Annotated in this window: 21 protein-coding genes; 5 read left to right on the forward strand and 16 right to left on the reverse strand. The window is 66.0% G+C overall.

Annotation, left to right across the window (positions count from 1 at the left end; translation table 11 throughout):
- Together OG976_RS15100 and OG976_RS15105 are read right to left on the reverse strand one after the other, a co-directional pair.
- Positions 1-636 (reverse strand): GAP family protein, encoded by a 636-nt coding sequence (locus OG976_RS15100; RefSeq protein ID WP_328350169.1) that lies wholly within the window; start codon positions 634-636, stop codon positions 1-3.
- Entirely contained in the window at positions 636-2366 is a 1731-nt protein-coding gene (locus tag OG976_RS15105; protein ID WP_328350171.1) for an AMP-binding protein, read from the reverse strand. Before OG976_RS15105 ends, OG976_RS15100 begins: the two co-directional genes overlap by 1 nt.
- A gap of 127 nt (positions 2367-2493) precedes the next feature.
- Between OG976_RS15105 and OG976_RS15110 the strand changes: the two genes are divergently transcribed.
- Positions 2494-2976, forward strand: a complete 483-nt coding sequence (locus OG976_RS15110) for a flavin reductase family protein (RefSeq protein WP_328350173.1) — start codon at positions 2494-2496, stop codon at positions 2974-2976.
- Between the two features lie 23 nt (positions 2977-2999).
- Here the strand turns inward: OG976_RS15110 and OG976_RS15115 are convergent, their stop codons facing one another.
- The 5 genes from OG976_RS15115 to OG976_RS15135 form a co-directional block, all read right to left on the reverse strand.
- Positions 3000-3155 carry a hypothetical protein gene (locus OG976_RS15115; RefSeq protein ID WP_328350175.1) on the reverse strand — a complete coding sequence of 52 codons (156 nt, stop codon included), beginning with the start codon at positions 3153-3155 and terminating at the stop codon, positions 3000-3002.
- 82 nt (positions 3156-3237) lie between these two features.
- A complete protein-coding gene (locus OG976_RS15120; protein ID WP_328350177.1) occupies positions 3238-3987 on the reverse strand; it encodes a succinate dehydrogenase/fumarate reductase iron-sulfur subunit in 750 nt (249 codons plus the stop codon).
- Entirely contained in the window at positions 3984-5915 is a 1932-nt protein-coding gene (locus OG976_RS15125; RefSeq protein ID WP_328350179.1) for a fumarate reductase/succinate dehydrogenase flavoprotein subunit, read from the reverse strand. Before OG976_RS15125 ends, OG976_RS15120 begins: the two co-directional genes overlap by 4 nt.
- A gap of 36 nt (positions 5916-5951) precedes the next feature.
- Positions 5952-6788 carry a hypothetical protein gene (locus tag OG976_RS15130; protein WP_328350181.1) on the reverse strand — a complete coding sequence of 279 codons (837 nt, stop codon included), beginning with the start codon at positions 6786-6788 and terminating at the stop codon, positions 5952-5954.
- 68 nt (positions 6789-6856) lie between these two features.
- The gene (locus tag OG976_RS15135; RefSeq protein ID WP_328350183.1) at positions 6857-7153 is read right to left on the reverse strand and encodes a hypothetical protein; all 297 of its coding nucleotides are present in this window, start codon (positions 7151-7153) and stop codon (positions 6857-6859) included.
- 154 nt (positions 7154-7307) lie between these two features.
- Between OG976_RS15135 and OG976_RS15140 the strand changes: the two genes are divergently transcribed.
- The gene (locus OG976_RS15140; RefSeq protein ID WP_328350185.1) at positions 7308-8069 is read left to right on the forward strand and encodes an isocitrate lyase/PEP mutase family protein; all 762 of its coding nucleotides are present in this window, start codon (positions 7308-7310) and stop codon (positions 8067-8069) included.
- Between the two features lie 5 nt (positions 8070-8074).
- On the opposite strand, the gene OG976_RS15145 is transcribed toward OG976_RS15140, so the two are convergent.
- From OG976_RS15145 to OG976_RS15185, 9 genes are all read right to left on the reverse strand, one after another.
- Entirely contained in the window at positions 8075-10975 is a 2901-nt protein-coding gene (locus OG976_RS15145) for an MMPL/RND family transporter (protein WP_328350187.1), read from the reverse strand.
- Entirely contained in the window at positions 10972-11412 is a 441-nt protein-coding gene (locus OG976_RS15150; RefSeq protein WP_328350189.1) for an MmpS family transport accessory protein, read from the reverse strand. The genes OG976_RS15145 and OG976_RS15150 overlap by 4 nt, the downstream gene beginning before the upstream one ends.
- Positions 11413-11426: 14 nt before the next feature.
- Positions 11427-11945, reverse strand: a complete 519-nt coding sequence (locus OG976_RS15155; protein ID WP_328350191.1) for a MarR family transcriptional regulator — start codon at positions 11943-11945, stop codon at positions 11427-11429.
- A 305-nt stretch (positions 11946-12250) separates the two neighbouring features.
- On the reverse strand, positions 12251-12802 hold the full coding sequence (locus tag OG976_RS15160; protein ID WP_328350193.1) for a GNAT family N-acetyltransferase: 552 nt from the start codon (positions 12800-12802) through the stop codon (positions 12251-12253).
- 9 nt (positions 12803-12811) lie between these two features.
- Positions 12812-13705, reverse strand: a complete 894-nt coding sequence (locus OG976_RS15165; RefSeq protein WP_328350195.1) for a 5-oxoprolinase/urea amidolyase family protein — start codon at positions 13703-13705, stop codon at positions 12812-12814.
- A 9-nt stretch (positions 13706-13714) separates the two neighbouring features.
- Entirely contained in the window at positions 13715-14362 is a 648-nt protein-coding gene (locus tag OG976_RS15170) for a 5-oxoprolinase subunit B family protein (protein ID WP_328350197.1), read from the reverse strand.
- 110 nt (positions 14363-14472) lie between these two features.
- On the reverse strand, positions 14473-15174 hold the full coding sequence (locus OG976_RS15175) for a queuosine precursor transporter (protein WP_328350199.1): 702 nt from the start codon (positions 15172-15174) through the stop codon (positions 14473-14475).
- 24 nt (positions 15175-15198) lie between these two features.
- The gene (locus OG976_RS15180; RefSeq protein ID WP_328350201.1) at positions 15199-16182 is read right to left on the reverse strand and encodes an ABC transporter substrate-binding protein; all 984 of its coding nucleotides are present in this window, start codon (positions 16180-16182) and stop codon (positions 15199-15201) included.
- Between the two features lie 77 nt (positions 16183-16259).
- The gene (locus tag OG976_RS15185; protein WP_328350203.1) at positions 16260-16856 is read right to left on the reverse strand and encodes a LysE/ArgO family amino acid transporter; all 597 of its coding nucleotides are present in this window, start codon (positions 16854-16856) and stop codon (positions 16260-16262) included.
- Positions 16857-16918: 62 nt separating this feature from the next.
- On the opposite strand from OG976_RS15185, the gene OG976_RS15190 reads away from it, so the two are divergent.
- The 3 genes from OG976_RS15190 to OG976_RS15200 are packed head-to-tail and all read left to right on the forward strand — an operon-like array spanning position 16919 to position 19260.
- A complete protein-coding gene (locus OG976_RS15190) occupies positions 16919-17794 on the forward strand; it encodes a LysR family transcriptional regulator ArgP (RefSeq protein ID WP_328363614.1) in 876 nt (291 codons plus the stop codon).
- A gap of 42 nt (positions 17795-17836) precedes the next feature.
- Complete coding sequence (locus OG976_RS15195) at positions 17837-18457, forward strand: TetR/AcrR family transcriptional regulator (protein ID WP_328350204.1); 621 nt, start codon at positions 17837-17839, stop codon at positions 18455-18457.
- Complete coding sequence (locus OG976_RS15200) at positions 18454-19260, forward strand: SDR family NAD(P)-dependent oxidoreductase (RefSeq protein WP_328350205.1); 807 nt, start codon at positions 18454-18456, stop codon at positions 19258-19260. Before OG976_RS15195 ends, OG976_RS15200 begins: the two co-directional genes overlap by 4 nt.
- Position 19261 lies beyond the last annotated feature (1 nt).

Raw genomic sequence — 19261 nt, forward strand, 5'->3', positions numbered from 1 at the left:
TCACACCGCCGCGAGACCCGCGACGAGCAGAACCACCCCGATCACCGCCAGCAGTGCGGCGACCTCACGCCGGCTTCTGGCCCGAATCCAGCGATGGACGGCGGTGGTCGCCGCGTAGGTACGGCGCGGAGCCACCAGATAGGCCAGCAACGGCAACTCCACCAGAGCGAAGGCCACCGCGTTGAACAACAGCAGCGCTGCCAACCGGGTCTCGGGCGCGACGTCTGCGGCGGCGATGACTGCCAATGCCGCCAGGTAGTCGACGGAGGGCAGGGCAATCCCCAGGCCGGCAACCCCGGCCCACACCGGTGACGGCCTGGTGAGCGCCCGGCGCAGCCAGTCCGGCGTCGTTCGTTCCCGGCCCTTGGTGACCGCCAGGACAACCGAAGCCAGCAGAGCCAGTGATCCGATGGCGATCTGGACGGTGGGCAGGGTGTGGTCGGATCTCGCGGTGATGTGCGCCCCGAGCACGAAGATCACAATGGCGCCGACGGTCAGACCCATCAGGAATCCGCCGCACAGGAAGGCGGCGAGCTGCACGGCCGGGCGCGGCCGATTGAGCATCAGCACGGTCATCCCGACGCGGAACGGCTCCACACTGACGGCGGCGGCCATCACCAGCAGGGTGAACCACATCAGCTGGTCGGTTGCACGTCCAACCGCACGAATTGACCTTGCCGGTACCGCTCGGCACAGGCGGCACGACGAACCTTGCCACTGGTGGTGGTGGGCATCGACCCGGATTCCACCAGCACGATATCGGTCACCTGCAGGCCGTGTGCGCGCGAGATCGCTGCGATGACATCGTTTTTCACCGTGGTGAGCGTATCGGTGTCGCCGGTCTTCTTGAGCTCCACGACGGTGACCAGCTTCTCGGTGTCTTCGTCGGCCACCGCGATGGCGGCCACCCGGCCGCGGGTGATCCGCTGCACCGTCGCCTCGATGTCGTCGGAGTAGTGGTTGCGTCCGCGGACGATCAGCATGTCCTTGATGCGGCCGACCACGAACAGCTCGCCCTCGGATATGAAGCCCTGGTCACCGGTGCGCAACCAGCCCTCGACGGGCAGGCCGGACATCTCGGGCGCATCGACCACACGGGCACCGAACGCGGACCCGGTCTGTTCGGGCTTGCGCCAGTAGCCGGCGGAGACGTTCTCACCGTGGACCCAGATCTCGCCAACGGTGCCGTCCTGGCACAGCCGTCCGGTCTCCGCGTGGACGATTCGCACCAGGGGCGAGCGCGGGATCTGGTAACGCACCAGTTCAGTCCCACCAGGTTTGCGCACCGCCGTGTCTTGGCTCAGTTGGTCGGCGTCGAACTCGACGGCCTCGGGTGCCCGGCTGGCGCCGTCGCTGGCGACGTATACCGTCGCTTCGGCAAGGCCATACGACGGCGCGATCATCTCCGGGCGAAACCCATTGGGCGCCAAGCGCTTGTTGAAGCGGGACAGCGTCTCCGGGTGAATCCGTTCGGCGCCGTTGATCACCCCGATCACGCCGCTGAAGTCGAGGAACTGCAGTTCCTCATCGGTGGTGCGGCGTGCGGTGAGGTCGAACGCGAAGTTGGGGGCACCCGAGAAGGCCTTGGTCTGGCGGGCCATCGTCTCCAGCCACCGCGCCGGGCGGGACAGGAACGCCAGCGGGCTCAGCAGGTCGGCCGGGTGTCCACTGAGGATCGGCGCAGCGATCCCGAGCATCAGTCCCATGTCGTGGTAGAACGGCAGCCACGAGACCAGCGTCGTCCCCGGCGGGAACTCCCCGCCGTGGTGAGCCATGTATTCAGCCATCAGCTGCTCGAAGTTCGCAACCACGTTGCGATGCGAAATCATCACGCCCGCAGGTAGCCGGGTCGAGCCCGAGGTGTACTGCAGGTAGGCGATGTCCGGTCCGGCGGACATCTCGGCGGCCGACGACGGCTCGGTGTCGAGGTCGAGCATGTCCACCGCGATCACGGCGATCACGGCTGCGCCGTCGTCCACGTACTGAGCGGCGATATCGGCCACCGCGGCGGTCGTCAGCACCACTGCGGGCGAGGTATCGGTGACCACGGCGCTCGCCCGCTCGTCGTGGGACCCGGCCACGGGAACCGACAGCGGAACCGCGATGAAACCGGCCCACATCGCGCCCAGGAAGGCGACGACATAGGGCAACCCCTGTGGCGCGATGATCAGCGCCCGGTCGCCCGGCGAGCCGTGCCTGCCGAGCTCCTCGGCCACGTTGAGGGTGCGTCGGTAAAGCTGCGCCCAGGTGAGTTGCTCAGCGACACCGTCGGGATCTTGGTCGTAGTCGGTGAACGTGAATGCGACATCGTCCGGTGTCGAACCCGCCCGCTCACGCAACACCGACAGGAGTGAGAGATTCGACATGCCGCAAGGTTACTCAACCGTTAATATGTTCGCGCCCTGGCACGCGTAAGGACCATCTGTGAAAGGGCCGCCGTGTGTGGGACGACGCCGGGCAACGACAGTCCTGGCGTGCCATGATGGGGAGCAAATGGGCAATACCGAATTGAGTTCGAGTTCGCTGCGTGAGGCCTTCGGCCACTTCCCGACCGGCGTCATCGCGATCGCCGCCGAAGTGGGCGGAGCCAGGGTCGGCCTGGCTGCCTCCACGTTCGTTCCGGTGTCACTGGACCCGCCGCTGGTGTCGTTCTGTGTGCAGAACACCTCGGAGACCTGGCCCAAGCTGCAGGACTTGCCGACGCTGGGGATCAGCGTTCTCGGCGAGGCGCACGACCAGGCGGCCCGCACGCTCGCCGCCAAGACCGGGGACCGGTTCGCCGGGTTGCAGACCGAGTCACGCAACGGCGCGGTGTTCATCCACGGCACCAGTGTGTGGCTGGAGAGCGCCATCGAGCAGTTGGTCCCTGCCGGGGATCACACCATCGTCATTCTGCGCGTCACCGACATCACGGTGCATGACGACGTCGCGCCGATCGTGTTTCACCGCAGCGCATTCCGCAGGCTGGGCAGCTAGCCCAGTCTGATCGCCACGGTCCGTCAGGGCCGCTCGGCCAGTTCGTCGCGATAGCCCGCGATGCGCTTCTCGAGTTCGTCGGCGTCCTCGGTCCGGCCCTCTTTGCGGGCCAGCTCGGCGCGCGCCGACAACTCGCGGATCGCGGTGCGAATCTCGTTGATGCTGTGGGAGGTTCCCATGTCCGGGAGGCTACCCAGATGCCAACGAGCGTGAACCCCCTGCCGAATATTGGCAGCGGATTCACGCTCGTGGAAAAGGCCTCTATTTCTTTCTGAACAGCTTGTTGCCGAGCCACACCACCGGGTCGTACTTGCGGTCGACGACGCGCTCCTTCATCGGGATCAGGGCGTTGTCGGTGATCTTGATGTGCTCGGGGCACACCTCGGTGCAGCACTTGGTGATGTTGCAGTAGCCCAGGCCGAAGTCCTCCTGGGCCATGTCCTTGCGGTCCAGCGTGTCCAGCGGGTGCATATCGAGCTCGGCGACCCGCATCAGGAAGCGCGGGCCGGCGAACTCCTGCTTGTTCTCCTCGTGGTCACGCACCACGTGGCAGACGTTCTGGCACAGGAAGCATTCGATGCACTTGCGGAACTCCTGCGAGCGCTCGACGTCGACCTGGGCCATCCGGTACTCACCGGGCTGTAGATCCTTCGGCGGCGCGAATGCGGGGATCTCGCGGGCCTTTTCGTAGTTGAACGAGACGTCGGTGACCAGGTCGCGGATCACCGGGAAGGTGCGCAGCGGGGTGATGGTGATGGTGTCGGCCTCGTCAAAGGTCGACATCCGGGTCATACACATCAGCCGCGGCCTGCCGTTGATCTCCGCAGAACATGAACCGCACTTGCCTGCCTTGCAGTTCCACCGCACCGCGAGGTCCGGGGTCTGCTCCGCCTGCAGGCGATGGATGATGTCGAGCACGACCTCACCCTCGTTGACGTCGACGGAGTAGTCCTGAAGGCCACCGCCCTCATCGTCGCCGCGCCACACCCTCAGCTTCGCCAGATAGCTCACTGCGTCCTCCGTCCCGGATGCTGCGCCAATTCCTCTTCGGTGAAGTACTTGCCGAGTTCTTCGACCTCGAAGACCCCAAGCAGATCCTCGCGCATCGGCGGCTGAACTTCTTTGGTGACCGATACGTCGGGCACCACGTCATCACTGGCGGCCCGGCAGACCAGCAGCGTGCGCCGCCATTCGGCTTCCATCTGCGGATGGTCGTCGCGGGTGTGGCCGCCACGGCTCTCGGTGCGCGCCAGCGCGGCCTTGGCCACGCACTCGCTGACCATCAGCATGTTGCGCATGTCGATCGCCAGGTGCCAGCCCGGGTTGAACTCCCGCCCGCCTGCGGACTCGATGTTGTGGAAGCGGGCCTTGTACTCCTCGATCTTGGCCAGCGCCTCGTTGATCTCGGCTTCCGTGCGGATGATGCCGACCAGGTCGTTCATCGTCTGCTGGAGGTCGGCATGCAGGGTGTACGGGTTCTCCGGCTTGGCGCCACTCTGGGGGCCCTTGAACGGCTCGAGTGCCAGTTCGGCGGCGGCCGTCACGGCCTCCTCCGACACCGCCGGCCGGCTGGACAGCGCGCGCACGTAGTCGGCGGCACCGAGCCCGGCGCGGCGGCCGAACACCAGCAGGTCCGACAGCGAGTTGCCGCCCAGACGGTTGGAACCGTGCATACCGCCGGAACACTCACCCGCGGCGAACAGGCCGGGGGTGGCGGCCGCACCGGTGTCCGGGTCGACCTCGATTCCGCCCATGACGTAATGGCAGGTCGGCCCGACCTCCATCTCGTCCTTGGTGATGTCGACCTCGGCCAGCTCCATGAACTGGTGGTACATCGACGGCAGACGCTTCTTGATCTCCTCCGGCGTCATGCGGGTGGCGATGTCGAGGTACACGCCGCCGTGCGGGGTGCCGCGGCCGGCTTTCACCTCGGAGTTGATGGCGCGGGCCACCTCGTCGCGGGGGAGCAGGTCAGGGGTGCGTCGCGCCGAGTCGTTGTCCTTGAGCCACTGGTCGGCTTCTTCCTCGGTCTCGGCGTACTGGCCCTTGAACACCGATGGGATGTAGTCGAACATGAAGCGCTTGCCTTCGGAGTTCTTCAGAACGCCGCCGTCACCGCGCACACCCTCGGTGACCAGGATGCCCTTCACCGACAGCGGCCAGACCATGCCGGTCGGGTGGAACTGGATGAACTCCATGTTGATCAGCGCCGAACCCGCCCGCAGGGCGAGTGCGTGGCCGTCGCCGGTGTACTCCCAGGAGTTCGACGACACCTTGAACGACTTGCCGATACCGCCGGTGGCCAGCACCACTGCGGGGGCCTCGAACAGGATGAACTTGCCGGTCTCGCGCCAGTAGCCGAAGGCGCCGGCTACCCTTTTTTCGCCCCCGGCCCCGTCTAGAATCAGCTCGGTGATCGCGCACTCGTGGAAGATCTTGATCCGGGCTTCGTAGTCGCCGAGCTCGGCCTTGTCCTCCTGCTGCAGCGAGACGATCTTCTGCTGCAGGGTGCGGATGATCTCCAGGCCGGTGCGGTCACCGACGTGGGCCAGCCGCGGGTAGGTGTGGCCACCGAAGTTGCGCTGGCTGATCCGGCCGTCTTTGGTGCGGTCGAACAGGGCGCCGTAGGTCTCCAGCTCCCACACCCGGTCCGGAGCTTCCTGCGCGTGCAGCTCAGCCATCCGCCAGTTGTTGAGGAACTTGCCGCCGCGCATGGTGTCACCGAAGTGCACCTGCCAGCTGTCCTTGGTGTTGACGTTGCGCATCGCCGCCGCGCAGCCGCCCTCGGCCATCACGGTGTGGGCCTTGCCAAACAGCGACTTGCTCACCACGGCGACCTTGAGGCCCCGCTCACGGGCCTCGATGACTGCGCGCAGACCCGAGCCGCCGGCACCGATCACGACAACGTCGTAGGAATGCCGTTCGACCTCAACCGTCATGTGTCCTCACTCAAACTATGTGGGTAAAACTGCTTGTCAGCCAATGAATCTCAGGTCAGAGATGGTCCCGCTGGCCACGAGCATGACGTAGAAGTCGGTGAACATCAGGCTGCCGAGGGTGATCCAGGCGAACAGCTTGTGGCGAGTGTTTATCTTGCTGATCTGGGTCCAGGTCCAGTAGCGGACCGGGTGCTTGGAGAAGTGCTTGAGCCGGCCGCCTGCGATGTGGCGGCAGGAGTGGCAGGACAGCGTGTAGATCCACAGCAGCACCACGTTGGTCACCAGGATGACGTTGCCCAGGCCGAAACCGAAACCGCCGGGCCCGTCCTCGGAGTGGAAGGCGACGATGGCGTCGTAGGTGTTGATCAACGAGATGACGCCGGCGATGTAGAAGAAGTACCGGTGGCTGTTCTGGATGATCAGCGGAAGCCGGGTCTCGCCAGTGTATTTCGCGTGCGGCTCGGCGACCGCGCAGGCGGTGGGGGCCTGCCACACCGAGCGGTAGTAGGCGCCGCGGTAGTAGTAGCAGGTCAGCCGGAACAACAGCAGGAACGGCAACGACAGCAACGCGTAGGGCAGCAGCGACAGCACCCCGGTGTCGGGCAGGATCTGCGGCCAGAAGTCACTGGCCTCCCCACACGCCTTGCTCAGACATGGCGAGTAGAAGGGCGTCAGGTAGTGGTACTGCGGCACGAAGAAGTGATCGCGCTGGAACGCCCGGACCGTCGCGTAGATGATGAACGCGGCGAAACCGAGGTCCGTGACGATCGGCGACTTCAGCCAGTTGTCGGTTCGCAGCGTGCGCTGCGAAATCTGGGCGCGACCCGGTGAGAAGACGCCGGTCGCAGGGCGGTTACCCGCAGGTGCGCTCATCTACTGTGATCCCCTTCGCATGAACTGTTCGGAGGGTACCCAGATCACGGCACCCGGTAAAAAGCGGGTCAGTGACGGTTGTGCCCGCCCACACCCTCGTCATCGACGTCGCGCCAGAAGGCGGTGTCGTACGGAGTGTCCGGAATCGGGATCTTCTCGCCGGACACCACAATGGTTTGCTGGCCCAGCTCGAGTTCACTGGCGTCGATATCGAGAAGCTCGACGTCATTGAGGATTCGCTCGGTGTCGTTGACGATCCGGCGCATTGCCGGAGAGTCGCCGTACTTCGACTGGAGGGACGTCACACACCGCCGCAATCCGCCGATGAGATGGTGCAGTTCGGTCAGTTCGGTCGTGGTGGACAACGGACCTCCTCGAGGCTGAAGGTGTTACGGATCACAGTACGACACCCGATGTTAGCCACGTCCCGAAGGAAACGTGAGACAAGTCACGTCCGGTAAGAGTCTCCGGGCGGCTGTGTTGCACGACCCAACCCAGATCACGAGAAGGAGTGCTGCCATGACCGACCACACCATCCTTGCCGCCCGCGCCGAGACGCTGTTGGCCCTGCATCAGCCCGGCAATCCCGTGGTTCTGCCGACGGTCTGGGATGCCTGGTCGGCCAAGCTCGCCGTCGACGCCGGGTTCACCGCGCTGACTGTCGGCAGCCACCCGGTCGCGGACTCCATCGGCAAGCCGGACAACGAAGGGATGACGTTCGACGACCTGTTGGCTCGCGTCGCCCAGATCACCGCGGCGGTCGACGTCCCGATCTCGGTCGACATCGAGTCGGGCTACGGGCTGCCGGCCGCGCGCCTGATCGACGGACTGCTCGAGGTGGGGGCGGTCGGCCTGAACATCGAGGACACCGTGCACTCCGAGGGGGGCCGGCTGCGGTCCTCGGCCGAGCATGCCGAGTTGGTCGGAGCGCTGCGTGCTGCCGCCGACAAGGCCGGCGTGCACCTGGTCGTCAATGCCCGTACCGATCTGTTCCTGCGGAAGGACGGCGACGAGTCCGATCGGGTGCAGCGCGCCATCGCCCGCCTCACCGAGGCCGCCGCCGCGGGCGCCGACGTGCTCTACCCGGTCGGCCGCCACGATCCCGAGACGCTGCGCCGGCTCACCAGTGAGCTACCGCTGCCGGTCAACGCGATCGCGCTGCCCGAGGCCGACGATCCCGCCTCGTTTGGGCCGCTCGGGGTCGGACGGATCAGTTTCGGCCCGTTCTGGCAGGCCGCGCTGGCGGTGCGGGCGCGCGAGATCCTGGGCCGCTGGCAGTAGGCCCGCTATGCGTTAGTCGGCTGCGCGGCCGTGTCCGCATCAGCCGGGGGCGTGGCGAGGCGCTTGGCCCGGAAGTGGTTGTCGCCACGCGGGTAGACCACCTGGGGCCACCAGAACCAGCGTCCGAGCATGGTCGCGATCGAGGGCATCAGCAGCGACCGCACGATGAAGGTGTCGATCAGCAGGCCGATGGCGATCGTCGAACCCATCTGGGCCAGCACGATCAGCTTGGATCCCATCATCCCGGCCATCGTTGCGGCGAACACCAGCCCAGCGGACGTCACCACGCCGCCGGTGCCGGCCATCGAGCGGATGATGCCGGTCTTCAGTCCGGCATGGATCTCGTCTTTGAACCGTGAGACCAACAGCAGGTTGTAGTCGCTGCCGACCGCCAACAAGATGATGACCGACATCAGCATGACCAGCCATTGCACCTGGATGCCGAACAGGTCCTGCCAGATCAGCACGGAGATGCCGAAGGATGCGGCAATCGAGCTGCCTGCAGTACCCACGATCACCAGTGCCGCGACCACGCTTCGGGTCAGGATGAGCATGATCATGAAGATCAGCGTCAACGACGACACCACGGCGATCAGCAGGTCATAGCGCGCACCGTCGGACATGTCCTTGTAGGTGGCCGCAACCCCGCCCAGATAGACCTTGGCGTTCGACAACGAGGACATCTTGAGGGCCTCTTGAGCGGCCTTGCGTTCGGAGTCGACCCTGGAGATGCCGTCCACTGTGGCCGGGTCGCCTTCATGGGTGATGAACATCCGCGCGGACTTGCCGTCCGGCGACATGAACATCTTGAGCCCGCGCTGAAAGTCCGGATTCTGGAACGCTTCCGGCGGTAGGAAGAACAGGTCGTCGTTCTTGGCCTGATCGAAGCTCGAGCCCATGGCCAGCGCGGTGTCGTTGCTCGCCTGCATCTGGTCGAGCAGCGCCTTCTGGGAGTTGTACGTCGCCAGTGTCAGGTCCCGGCTGGTCTCCATCGACGCGATCGTCTGGGGCAGCAGTGCGGTCAACTGCGGTGCGAGGCTGGCCAGTTGGTCGGTGTTGCCCTGAACGGCCTGGGTCTTGTCAGTGACTTCGTCGATGCCGTCGAGCGAGGCGAACAGGGATTTCGTTGCGGCACATAGGGGGATGTCGAAACAGTGCGGCTCCCAGTAGAAGTAGTTGCGCAGCGGCCGGAACTGGTCGTCGAAGTTCGCGATGTTGTCCCGCAACTCCTTGGTGGTCTCCAGCAGGTCCTGCGACTTTGCCGCGGAGTCCTGGGTCAGCTGAGTTTGCTTGAGCGACAACTGGTATTGCTTCTTCAGGATGTCGATCGAGGTGTTCATCGCATCGACGGACTTGAGCTGGTTGGCCAGCTGATCCTGCTGGAACGGCAGGTTCATGTTGCTGGTCTGGCCCTGCATACTGGTTTGGAACGGGATCGAGCTGTGCTGGATCGGAATGCCCAGCGGCCGGGTGATGCTCTGCACCATCGCAATCCCGTCGGTGTGCATCACGTTGCTGGCAACCTTGTTCAGCACCAGCATGTCGGCGGGATTACGCATGTCGTGGTCGGCCTGGATCATCATGATGTCCGGGTTCATCCTGGCCTGGGTGAAGTGCCGGTCCGCCGCGGCGAACCCGATGTTGACGGGCGCGTCCTTGGGCAGGTAGTAGCGATCGTTGTAGGCCGGCTTGTATCCGGGGATGGCGACCAGCCCGAGCAGCACCACGAACAGGCTCGCCGCGAAAATCGGTGCGGGCCAACGCACTACCGCGGTTCCGACGCGTCGCCAGAATCTACTCTGCGCAGGCCGCTTGGATTCGTAGAGTCCGACGCGGCTGCCCAGATAGAGCACGGCCGGACCGAGCGTCACGGCGATCGCGACGACCGTGAGCATGCCGATTGCGACAGGCGCGCCCATGGTGGTGAAGTACGGCAGCCGGGCGAAGCTGAGGCAGTACGTCGCACCCGCGATCGTCAACCCGGATCCAATGATGATGGGTGCCACGGACTTGAAGGTGGCGTAGTAGGAGTCGTCTCTGTCCAGGCCGGTGCTGCGGTCTTCGCGATACCGACCGAAGATGAAGATGCCGTAATCGGTGGCCGCCGCGATGGCGAGCATGGTCATGATGTTCCCGGCGAAGGTGGTCAATCCGAACGCGCCGTGGCTGGCCAGGACGGCGACCACGCCGCGGGCGGTCAGCAGTGCCAGGAATGTCAGGAACAGCTGGATCAGTGTGGTGCGTATCGAGCGGTAGACCACCAGGAGCATGCCGGCGATCGCAGCGAGGGTGATCAGGGTGATCTCGCCGAGGCTGGCGTTACCGATGACGTGCATGTCGTCGGTGAGCGCAGCCGGTCCCGCCACATAGGCCTGAACCCCGGTCGGTGCCTTCGTCTCGGCGATCACCTTGCGGATCGCCTGGACACCTTCGTTGGCCAGGGTCTGGCCTTGTTCGCCGGCCAGGTTCACCATCACGTAAGCGGCTTTGCCGTCGGCGCTCTGGGCGCCGGCGGCGGTCAGCGTGTCTCCCCAGAAGTCCTGGATGTGCTGGATGTGCTCGGGATCCTGGCGCAGCTTGCTGATGATCTCGTCGTAGTAGGCGTGGGCGTCCTGCCCCAGCGGTTGCTGGCCTTCGATCACGATCATGATCGTGGCGTTGGAGTTGAACTCCTGGAAGTCCGAGCCCATCCGCTTCATCGCCACCATCGACGGAGCGTCGTAGGGAGTCATCGGCGCCGAGTGCATCTCGCCGACGACTTCCAGTTGTGGCGCAAGCACGTTCACGCCGACGGCGAGGGCGATCCAGAACAGGACGATCGGCACCGCGAGGATGCGGATCAGGTGGGGCAGGACGGGCCGCTTCTGGCTGCTGCGCGACTCGGGGGCCGCGGTGGCGTGAGTCATGCTGACTTCACCAGGCAGTAGGTCTGGGCGTTCACGCCGTCGGCCGTCTGCTCTTCGCGGACAACGCCGTTGACCGTGACCCGGCAGCCGATCTGATCACCGTCTGCCTGCGCCATGAGGCTGGCGCTGACGGCGGGCAGCGTGGTGGACAGGGTGATCGACCACGGCAGTGGAGCGGTGATCAGGTGCACATTTGCCTCCGGGTCGAAATAGCTGATTTGGGCGGTGGTTCCGGGTGCGCCGTACACGTCGTAGACCAGAACCTTGGGATTGAACTGGACGATCTCGATACCCGCACCAGCGCTGGCATTGAGATCCTGGGAGGCGAACTTGCTGTGCAGTCGCGAGACCACCAGACCCGAGACCGCGAGCACGACTATCAGCACCAACGGTATCCACAGCCGCTTCAGGCCGCGAACAATCGGAACCGCCCTCATCACAACACCTTCCGTCAACGGGAGGGTCGCGGTGCGACCGTCCCGGTAGCCGCCGGTTGCCCCGCGGCGCCTTCGGTCGCGCATTCGGCACTGGATGCGAGCCGTTCGATCAGTGGTAATGCAACCCGTGCCGCGTGCCACAGAGCACACTGCTCTTCGGGGCTGAGCGATGCGAGAAGCGGGGTCAGGCGCTCGCGGCGCTGGCGTCTGCGATCTTCGAGAAGTGTTCGCCCCTTGCTGGTGATGTCGATCAGCGCCGCCCGCCCGTCATCGGGATCGGCCAGCCTGGTCACCAGATCGGCACGCTCAAGTCGCTGGATGAGTTGTGTCATCGAGGGCTGGCTCACCCCCTCCCTGGTCGCCAGGGTGGTCAGTCTGATCGGGCCTTCGCGTGTTATCCGGTTCAGCGCGAACGCCGCGGAGGCGCCCAACTCTGCCCGGTCCGAGAGGGAGCGGACCGTCAGGTCAACTGCCTGGTCCAGGGCGTCGCCGACACACTCGCTGATGTCGTCATCGCTCAGCTGGAAACTCACCCGATATCTATATCACGGGCACTATATAGCTGCAATAACTAACGCATCCAGCGCCTTCACAGCTCATTACCAGGTTCTTGACCCACCGCTGGCCCGTCCCGGCGGACCGCAGGTGACACCGCCAAGCAGCCGGTGCGAACAGGTGGCCCGGCCGACGGGCTGAAACATGTTGGTAGGCAGAGAATTGGGGATCGGCATGTCGAACGCCGCCAGCCCGACTGATCCGAGCCGGACCTGAGATCGGGCACTTACATAGTTCAGACTATGTATATCTGTCGGTGCGCCCCCGACAGACCCGGCGCGGGCTACCAGACGTCCCCGTCGCGCCAGTCGCAGGCCAGCTCGGCCGTCGGATCCATGTTCAGCTCGACCGGCAGGACGAAGACCGACCCGTCGTCGTCCGGCGTGCGGATCGGCCCGGTTGGCGCTATCGCCGACGTCGGACCCTGCCACTGCAGCCAGCCGCGCGGCCGGTAGATCTTCTCCCCGGCGGGACTCGCGCTGAGCGCCCCGACTTGATAGGCCCCGCGGATCACCTGCTCGATGGCGTCCATGACGGCGTGGCCCAGCCCCTGCCCGCGCCAGTCCTCGCGGACCGCCACTGCCTCGACATAGCCGCATCGCAGCGCCGTGCCCTGATAGAGCAGGCGCCGCTGGACCACCGACGCGTGGGCGATCAGAGCCCCGCGATTGACGATGACGGCATGCATCCCACCGAGCGCGTGCTCCCAGTCGGAATCGGTGAACTCGGCGGAGCCGCCGAATGCCTCGGTCAGCAAGAGGTGGGCCTGCTGGCGGGTGTCGTTATCCAGATCGCTGGTGTGAATCAGCCGGGCGGTGTGAACCTGCGCGTGCACACCACAGCTCTACCAGCCCGCGGGCTTCCCCGCTGCGATACGCGGCCGCGTCCAGTGCAGGCGGACCTTCTGGCCGGGCCGGATCTGGGCCATGGTGTCGGTGTCGGCGTCGGTGACGACCCCGATCACGGGGTAGCCGCCGGTCACCGGGTGGTCGGGGCCCAGGATCACCGGCTGGCCGCCGGGCGGCACCTGGATGGCCCCGCGGGTGGCGCCCTCGCTGGGCAGCTGCCGGTCCGCCCAGCGTGGGGTCAGCGGCGTGCCGATCAGCCGGGTGCCGACCCGGTCGCTGCGATCGCTGGCCGTCCAGTCGGTATGCACCAGGGCATCGGCGTCGGTGAACCAGTCGTCGCGGGGGCCGGGTACCACCCGTAGTTCCACCAGGTCCTCGGCGATGGCGGCCACCGGAGCCTGGTCGAGCTCGGGATAGTCGTCGGTGTGCGACCCGACGGGCAGGATGTCGCCGGCCTGCAGCGGCCGCGGCCCGATCGCCGACATCATGTCGTAGCTGCGCGAGCCCAGCACCGGCTCGACTGCGATACCGCCACGGACCGCGAGGTAGGTCCGTACCCCGGCCCGCGGCGCTCCCAGTGAGATCACCTCACCATCGCGGACATGATGAATGCTGTTGGTGCCGAACGGCACTCCGTTCACCGCGGGATCGGTGTCGGCACCTGTCACCGCGACGTCGAGGTCACCACCACGGACCCGGGCCGTGAACCCGCCCAGCATCACCTCGACGGTGGCCCAGTCGTCGGGGTTGGCCACCAGCCGGTTGGCCAGGCGGTGCGACCGCCGGTCGGCCGCGCCGGACCGGGTGACGCCCATGTGGGCCCGCCCTGGGCGGCCGAGGTCTTCGACCAGCGCCAGCGGACCGGTGCGCAGAATCTCGAGGGTGATCACGTCGCCTCCTCACACGGCCCGGAACCGCACCTGCATACCGGGCAGCAGCAGTGCCGGCTGAGGCCGGTGGATATCCCAGAGCACCGCATCGGTGTGTCCGATCAGCTGCCACCCGCCCGGCGACTGGCGGGGATAGACACCGCTGAATTCGCCTGCCAGACCGACTGATCCGGCGGGCACTTTGGTACGCGGCTCGCTGCGCCGCGGCACGTTCAGCCGTGGGTCACCCGCGATCAGGTAGGCGAAACCTGGCGCGAATCCACCGAATCCGACTCGCCACGGTGTCGCGGTATGAGCCTCGATGACGCCGGCGATGTCCAGGCCGGTGTGGGCGGCGACGTCGGCGAGGTCGGCGCCGTCGTAGACGACGTCGATCACGACGTCGGTGTGTCCCTCGAGCGCCGCGGAGCCGCCGTTCTCGTCGATGGCGAGTGTGCTCACGAGCTGCCGCGCCGCGCTCTGGTAGCGCGGCCCCGCGAGCTTGACCAGCACGGTTCGGGCGCCCGGCACGATGTCGAGCACCCCCGGGATCGGCTCGCGGTTCAGCGCCGCGGTGAGCGCAAGCACCTCATCGGCGGACCGGCACTCCAGCAGCAGCGCCTGATCGCCGTAGTCAAGGATCGAGTTGGACACCATGAGATCTGTCGTCACACTCATTCACCGACGGTAGATCCGTCTTCGGTTGGGGTTCGCGGGTTTTGGAGCACTGCCAGAACTGCCTTACCAAAGACTCAGACCTGCCACGCATCTCATATTTATCGCTGCCGTCACACCATGGCGGTGTAGGTGGGTTCGTGTCGCTTGATGTAGGCGATGACACGGTAGGTGATCGGCAGCATGACCACCTCGACGGCAGTCTTGTAGATCCAGCCCAGCGCGGTATAGGTGGCGAAGTCGCCGAAGGTGGTGATGCCGATGGCTCCCGCGGCAATGCTGCAGAACACTAGGGTGTCGCCGAGTTGGCCGGCGAAGGTCGAGCCCACCAGCCGCGCCCAGAGGTGTTTCTCCTTGGTGCGCTCCTTGATCTTGACCACGGTCCAGGCGTTGATGGTCTGCCCGACGATGAACCCGGCCAGTCCTGCCACGATCAACTGGGTGTAGGCGTGGACGATGTTCTCGAAATGTTCTTGATTGGTGTAGAAGTCGGCGGCAGGCAGATAGATCGTCACCCAGAACGCCAGAGCCGCCAGGCCGTTCATCGCGAAACCCAGGATGATGGCGCGCCGGGCGGCCTTGAAGCCGTAGACCTCGGAGAGCACGTCGCCGATCACGTACGTCAACGGGAAGACGATAAATCCGCCGTCGGTGATGATCGGCCCGAAGGCGACGCCCTTGGTGGCGGTGACGTTGGAGATGATCACCAGCGCGGTGAAGACGGCGACGAGGCCCGGATAGTAGCGAGAGCCGACCTGCGCGAAGCCCGGGATGGGCGCGTCCTGTCGTGGGGCGTCGGTCTGGCTACTTGTCACGGGTGCTATCCAAACATGCTTCGCTCAGCCCAGCGCGCGCGAGAGCAGTGCCGGCAACTGATCGGCCACCAGGGGATAGGACAGCGGCGAGGAGAAGGCGATCGCCCCGGCCAGGTCCTTGCCGGTGAACACGTTGCGGTTCTTCTTGGCTGCGCTCAGCGCGGCGACGCCGGGATCGGCCAGCAGCGCAGCCTGGTCGGCGTCACTTTCGGTGGACCAGATCAGCACGTCGGCGCCGTCGAGGGCCTCGCCCAGTTTGTCGCGGGGGATCGCAGCGCGGTGGTCGTCCACGGCGAAGGCTCCGAGGCCGTCGGGAATCTGGAAGCCCATGGCGGTGAGGAACTCGGTGCGCCACCCGGGCAGGGTCGCGGTGAGGGTGCCGCCGTAGAAGCTGCCGGCCAGCAGCACTGCCTTCTTGTCTTTGAAGCCGGGATTGTTCTTGGCCACGTCGGAGAACCTGGTGTCGATGCCGGTGATCAACTGCTTCATCGTGTCGGCCTGGAACACCGCCGTGGCGACGGCGGTGGCCTGGTCCTTCCACGGTTCGAAGAAGGCGTCGCCGCCGGACTGGGCGATGGTGGGCGCGATGGCACTGAGCTTCTGGTAGGTATCCGCATCCAGTCCGGCGTTGACGGCGACGATCAGGTCGGGTTTGAGTTTCGCGATCGCGTCGACCTGAATCCCGTTGTCCAAGTTGAGTACAACGGGTTGTGCGGTACCGAGTTTGGGTGCAGCCCAGGGCCATACACCAAACGGCTGATCCCCGAACCAGTTGGTGACGGCGATCGGGACGACGCCGACGGCCAGCAGGTCGTCACCCTCGGTGAACCCGGCGCTGATCACCCGTTTGGGCGGGGCGGTCAGTGTGGTCTCGCCGAAGATGTGTTTGACGGTGACGGATTTCGGAGTGGAGCCCCCGGAGCCGTTCGGCGAACATGCCGTGGCGAACAGTAATCCGGCCGCGCCGGCGACTCCCAGGAACCCACGCCTGCTCAAGTGCGTGCCCACGGCGCGACATTAGCCCAATCCGGCGCCGGGCCGGACTTATGTGCGCCGATCGCCTGCTCGACGTTTCGGTTTCCCGGTCACGTGAGGACAAGCGAGAGGGCCAGGGCGATCATGGTTACCGCGATGACTCCGTCGAGGATCCGCCAGGTGGCCGGGGTGGCGAACAAGCCCGCCAACCGGCGGGCTCCGAACCCCAGGGTGGTGAACCACACGACGCTCGCGCTGACCGCACCGACGCCGAACAGCCACCGATCGCCGTGCTGGTTGGCGATCGTTCCCAGCAGCACGACCGTGTCGAGATACACATGCGGGTTCAGGAAGGTCAGGGCGAGGCAGGTCAGGACCACCGAGACCAGCCGGGCCGGGCCGTCCGGGGTTGCGGTCATCGTCGACGGGCGCAGCGCACGACGCGCGGCCAGGGCCCCGTAGCCGAACAGGAACGCCGCGCCGCCGAACTTGGCGATCGTGACGGTCTGCGGATGGGCGGTGATGAGGGCGCCGACCCCGGCGATGCCCGCTGTGATCAGCAGCAGATCGGAGATCGCGCAGACACTGACCACTGCCGCGACGTGCTCGCCGCGAATGCCCTGTCGGAGCACGAAGGCGTTCTGGGCGCCGATGGCCGCGATCAGCGTCAGGGCGGTCGCGAACCCGACGAGCAGGGACGAGGTCATGGCGTCGACGGTAGGCACGCCCGGTGATGAAGTCCAACTAATGAATCTTCACTGCAATTAGTATCGCTAATGTGGCTATCGACGGAGATCAACTGGCGGCCTTCGCCGCGGTGATCGAACTCGGCAGCTTCGACGCGGCTGCCGATCGGCTGCACGTGACACCGTCGGCGGTGAGCCAGCGGATCAAGGCTCTGGAGCAACGCGTCGGCCAGGTTCTGGTGGTGCGGCAGAAGCCCTGTGCGCCAACGAAAGCCGGTGTGCCGCTGCTGCGGCTGGCCACACAGATGGCCCTGCTGGAGTCCGAAGCCCTGCGTGAGACGGGCGGCGACGGCCGGCTGGCCCGGGTGTCGATCGCAGTGAACGCGGATTCGATGTCGACATGGTTCACCGCGGTGTTCCAGACATTGCCGGACGTGTTGCTCGACATCCGTATCGAGGACCAGGACCACTCGGCGCGCCTGCTGCGGGAAGGGACGGTGATGGGTGCGGTCACCACCGAGCGGACTCCGGTGGCCGGCTGCCGTGTGCAGCCGGTGGGGGTGATGCGGTACGTGCCGGTGGCCAGCCCCGGCTACGTCGAGCGCCACCTGCCCGACGGGTTCACCGCGCGGGCCGTGGCCGGCGCCCCGTCGATGGCGTGGAATCGCGACGATGCCCTGCAGGACATGTTGATTCGCAAGGCGTTCCGCCGTGACGTCGACAGGCCGACGCACTATGTTCCGACCTCGGACGGATTCGGCGCCGCGGTTCGTGCCGGCCTGGGCTGGGGCATGTTCCCGGAGATGCTGGCCGCACCGGACATCGCGGCGGGCTCGTTCGTCCGGATCAGTGACGCGCACCTGGATATCCCGCTGTTCTGGCAGTGCTGGAAGCTGGACAGTCACCTGGTCCGCACGATCACGGCGGCGATCGCCGCCGCCGCGGATCGGTCCGTCTAGAGCGTCCTTGCCAATCGGCGCACCACTGCTTAATCTGAACAGGTGTCCGGAAAAGTATCGGCCGAGGTCGCTGGCTCGCCCGTGCGTCGGCGCAAAAACCTGCGGTCCGAGCAAAGTATCCGCAAGGTGCTCGACGCGACGGTGGAGGAGCTAACCGAGGTCCCCTACAGCGATCTGACGGTGCGGGCGGTGGCGGCCAGGGCCGGTGTCTCGCCGACGACGGCCTACACCTACTTCCCCTCCAAGGAGGCGTTGGTGGCCGAGGTGTATCTGCGGCTCCTGCTCGACGCCCCGACCTTCACCGACGTCAACGACACCGCGGCGACACGGGTCAAGGCGCAGCTGCGCAGCCTGCTGCTGCTGATGGCCGACCGGCCCTATCTGGCCGATGCCTGCACGATCGCGATCATCGCCGACGACGCCGCGGTCGAGGCTGTCCGAATGAAGATCGCCGGCGAGATCAGCCGACGGATCAACGCCTCACTGGGGCCCGGCCACCCTGGCGTGATCGCCCCGACGCTGCACATGATCTTCTCCGGAGCATTGCTGCATGCACGCTCGACCCCCGGCGGGTACGGCGCGATGACGGGGGCACTGGACGACGCGGTGGCTCTGGTCCTGGCCGCCGATGACGTGAACGCACCGGTGACGGGAACACCGTGACGGCTGCCCACCCGGTCGACCGTTTCACCGGATCGTGGGCGCTCGTGACCGGCAGCGCCCGCGCCGAGGGACTCGGGTTCGCACTGGCCCGCCGGCTGGCCGGCCACCAGATCAACCTCGTGCTGGTTGACATCCTCGACGAGGACCTGCACGCCAGGGCTGCCGAACTTCGTTCGGCATACGGGGTGCAGGTTCGCCCGATTGCTGCCGATCTCTCAGACCTTGGGTCCTACCCACCAATCCTGAACGCGCTCAACGATATCGACGTGGACGTGCTGATCTGCAACCACATGTTCACCCCGAAGGACACGCCGACGATTCTCGACATGCCACTCGAGGTCCACAACGCGATGATCGACATCAACGCCCGTGCCTACGTCAACCTCATCCACCCCCTGGCCACCATGATGGTCGACCGGGGCAGGGGTGCGGTCGTCATCGTGTCCTCGGCCGCCGGGTTGACCCCGACGCCGTACACCGGCGCCTACGCCGCCAACAAGGCGTTCCAGATCGCCTTTGGCGAGGCGCTCTGGTTCGAGTTGCGTCGCACCGGTGTCGAGGTCCTCGTGGTGTCGGCCGGCTTGATGAACACTCAGGGTGACGCGCTGGCGAAGTACCCCACGTGGCAGATCGCCGATCGCGATGACTGTGCAGCCGAGATACTTTCGGCGATCGGACGCAGGCACATGGTGACTCCGGGGCGGGCCAACCACCTCTTCACGCTCATCAATACCCGTCTGATGAGCCGGCGTCGCGCGGTCGAGACCGTCGGCAGGTTCATGGCGAAGGGACTCGGCAAGTAGC

This window comes from Mycobacterium sp. NBC_00419 (assembly GCF_036023875.1).
Classification (GTDB): Bacteria; Actinomycetota; Actinomycetes; order Mycobacteriales; family Mycobacteriaceae; genus Mycobacterium.

Excerpts from the sequence above, each read along its gene's own strand:
- OG976_RS15100 (WP_328350169.1), bottom strand. The coding sequence starts at position 636 with ATGTGGTTCACCCTGCTGGTGATGGCCGCCGCCGTCAGTGTGGAGCCG.
- OG976_RS15105 (WP_328350171.1), bottom strand. The coding sequence starts at position 2,366 with ATGTCGAATCTCTCACTCCTGTCGGTGTTGCGTGAGCGGGCGGGTTCG.
- OG976_RS15110 (WP_328350173.1), top strand. The coding sequence starts at position 2,494 with ATGGGCAATACCGAATTGAGTTCGAGTTCGCTGCGTGAGGCCTTCGGC.
- OG976_RS15115 (WP_328350175.1), bottom strand. The coding sequence starts at position 3,155 with ATGGGAACCTCCCACAGCATCAACGAGATTCGCACCGCGATCCGCGAG.
- OG976_RS15125 (WP_328350179.1), bottom strand. The coding sequence starts at position 5,915 with ATGACGGTTGAGGTCGAACGGCATTCCTACGACGTTGTCGTGATCGGT.
- OG976_RS15130 (WP_328350181.1), bottom strand. The coding sequence starts at position 6,788 with ATGAGCGCACCTGCGGGTAACCGCCCTGCGACCGGCGTCTTCTCACCG.
- OG976_RS15140 (WP_328350185.1), top strand. The coding sequence starts at position 7,308 with ATGACCGACCACACCATCCTTGCCGCCCGCGCCGAGACGCTGTTGGCC.
- OG976_RS15145 (WP_328350187.1), bottom strand. The coding sequence starts at position 10,975 with ATGACTCACGCCACCGCGGCCCCCGAGTCGCGCAGCAGCCAGAAGCGG.
- OG976_RS15150 (WP_328350189.1), bottom strand. The coding sequence starts at position 11,412 with ATGAGGGCGGTTCCGATTGTTCGCGGCCTGAAGCGGCTGTGGATACCG.
- OG976_RS15170 (WP_328350197.1), bottom strand. The coding sequence starts at position 14,362 with ATGAGTGTGACGACAGATCTCATGGTGTCCAACTCGATCCTTGACTAC.
- OG976_RS15185 (WP_328350203.1), bottom strand. The coding sequence starts at position 16,856 with ATGACCTCGTCCCTGCTCGTCGGGTTCGCGACCGCCCTGACGCTGATC.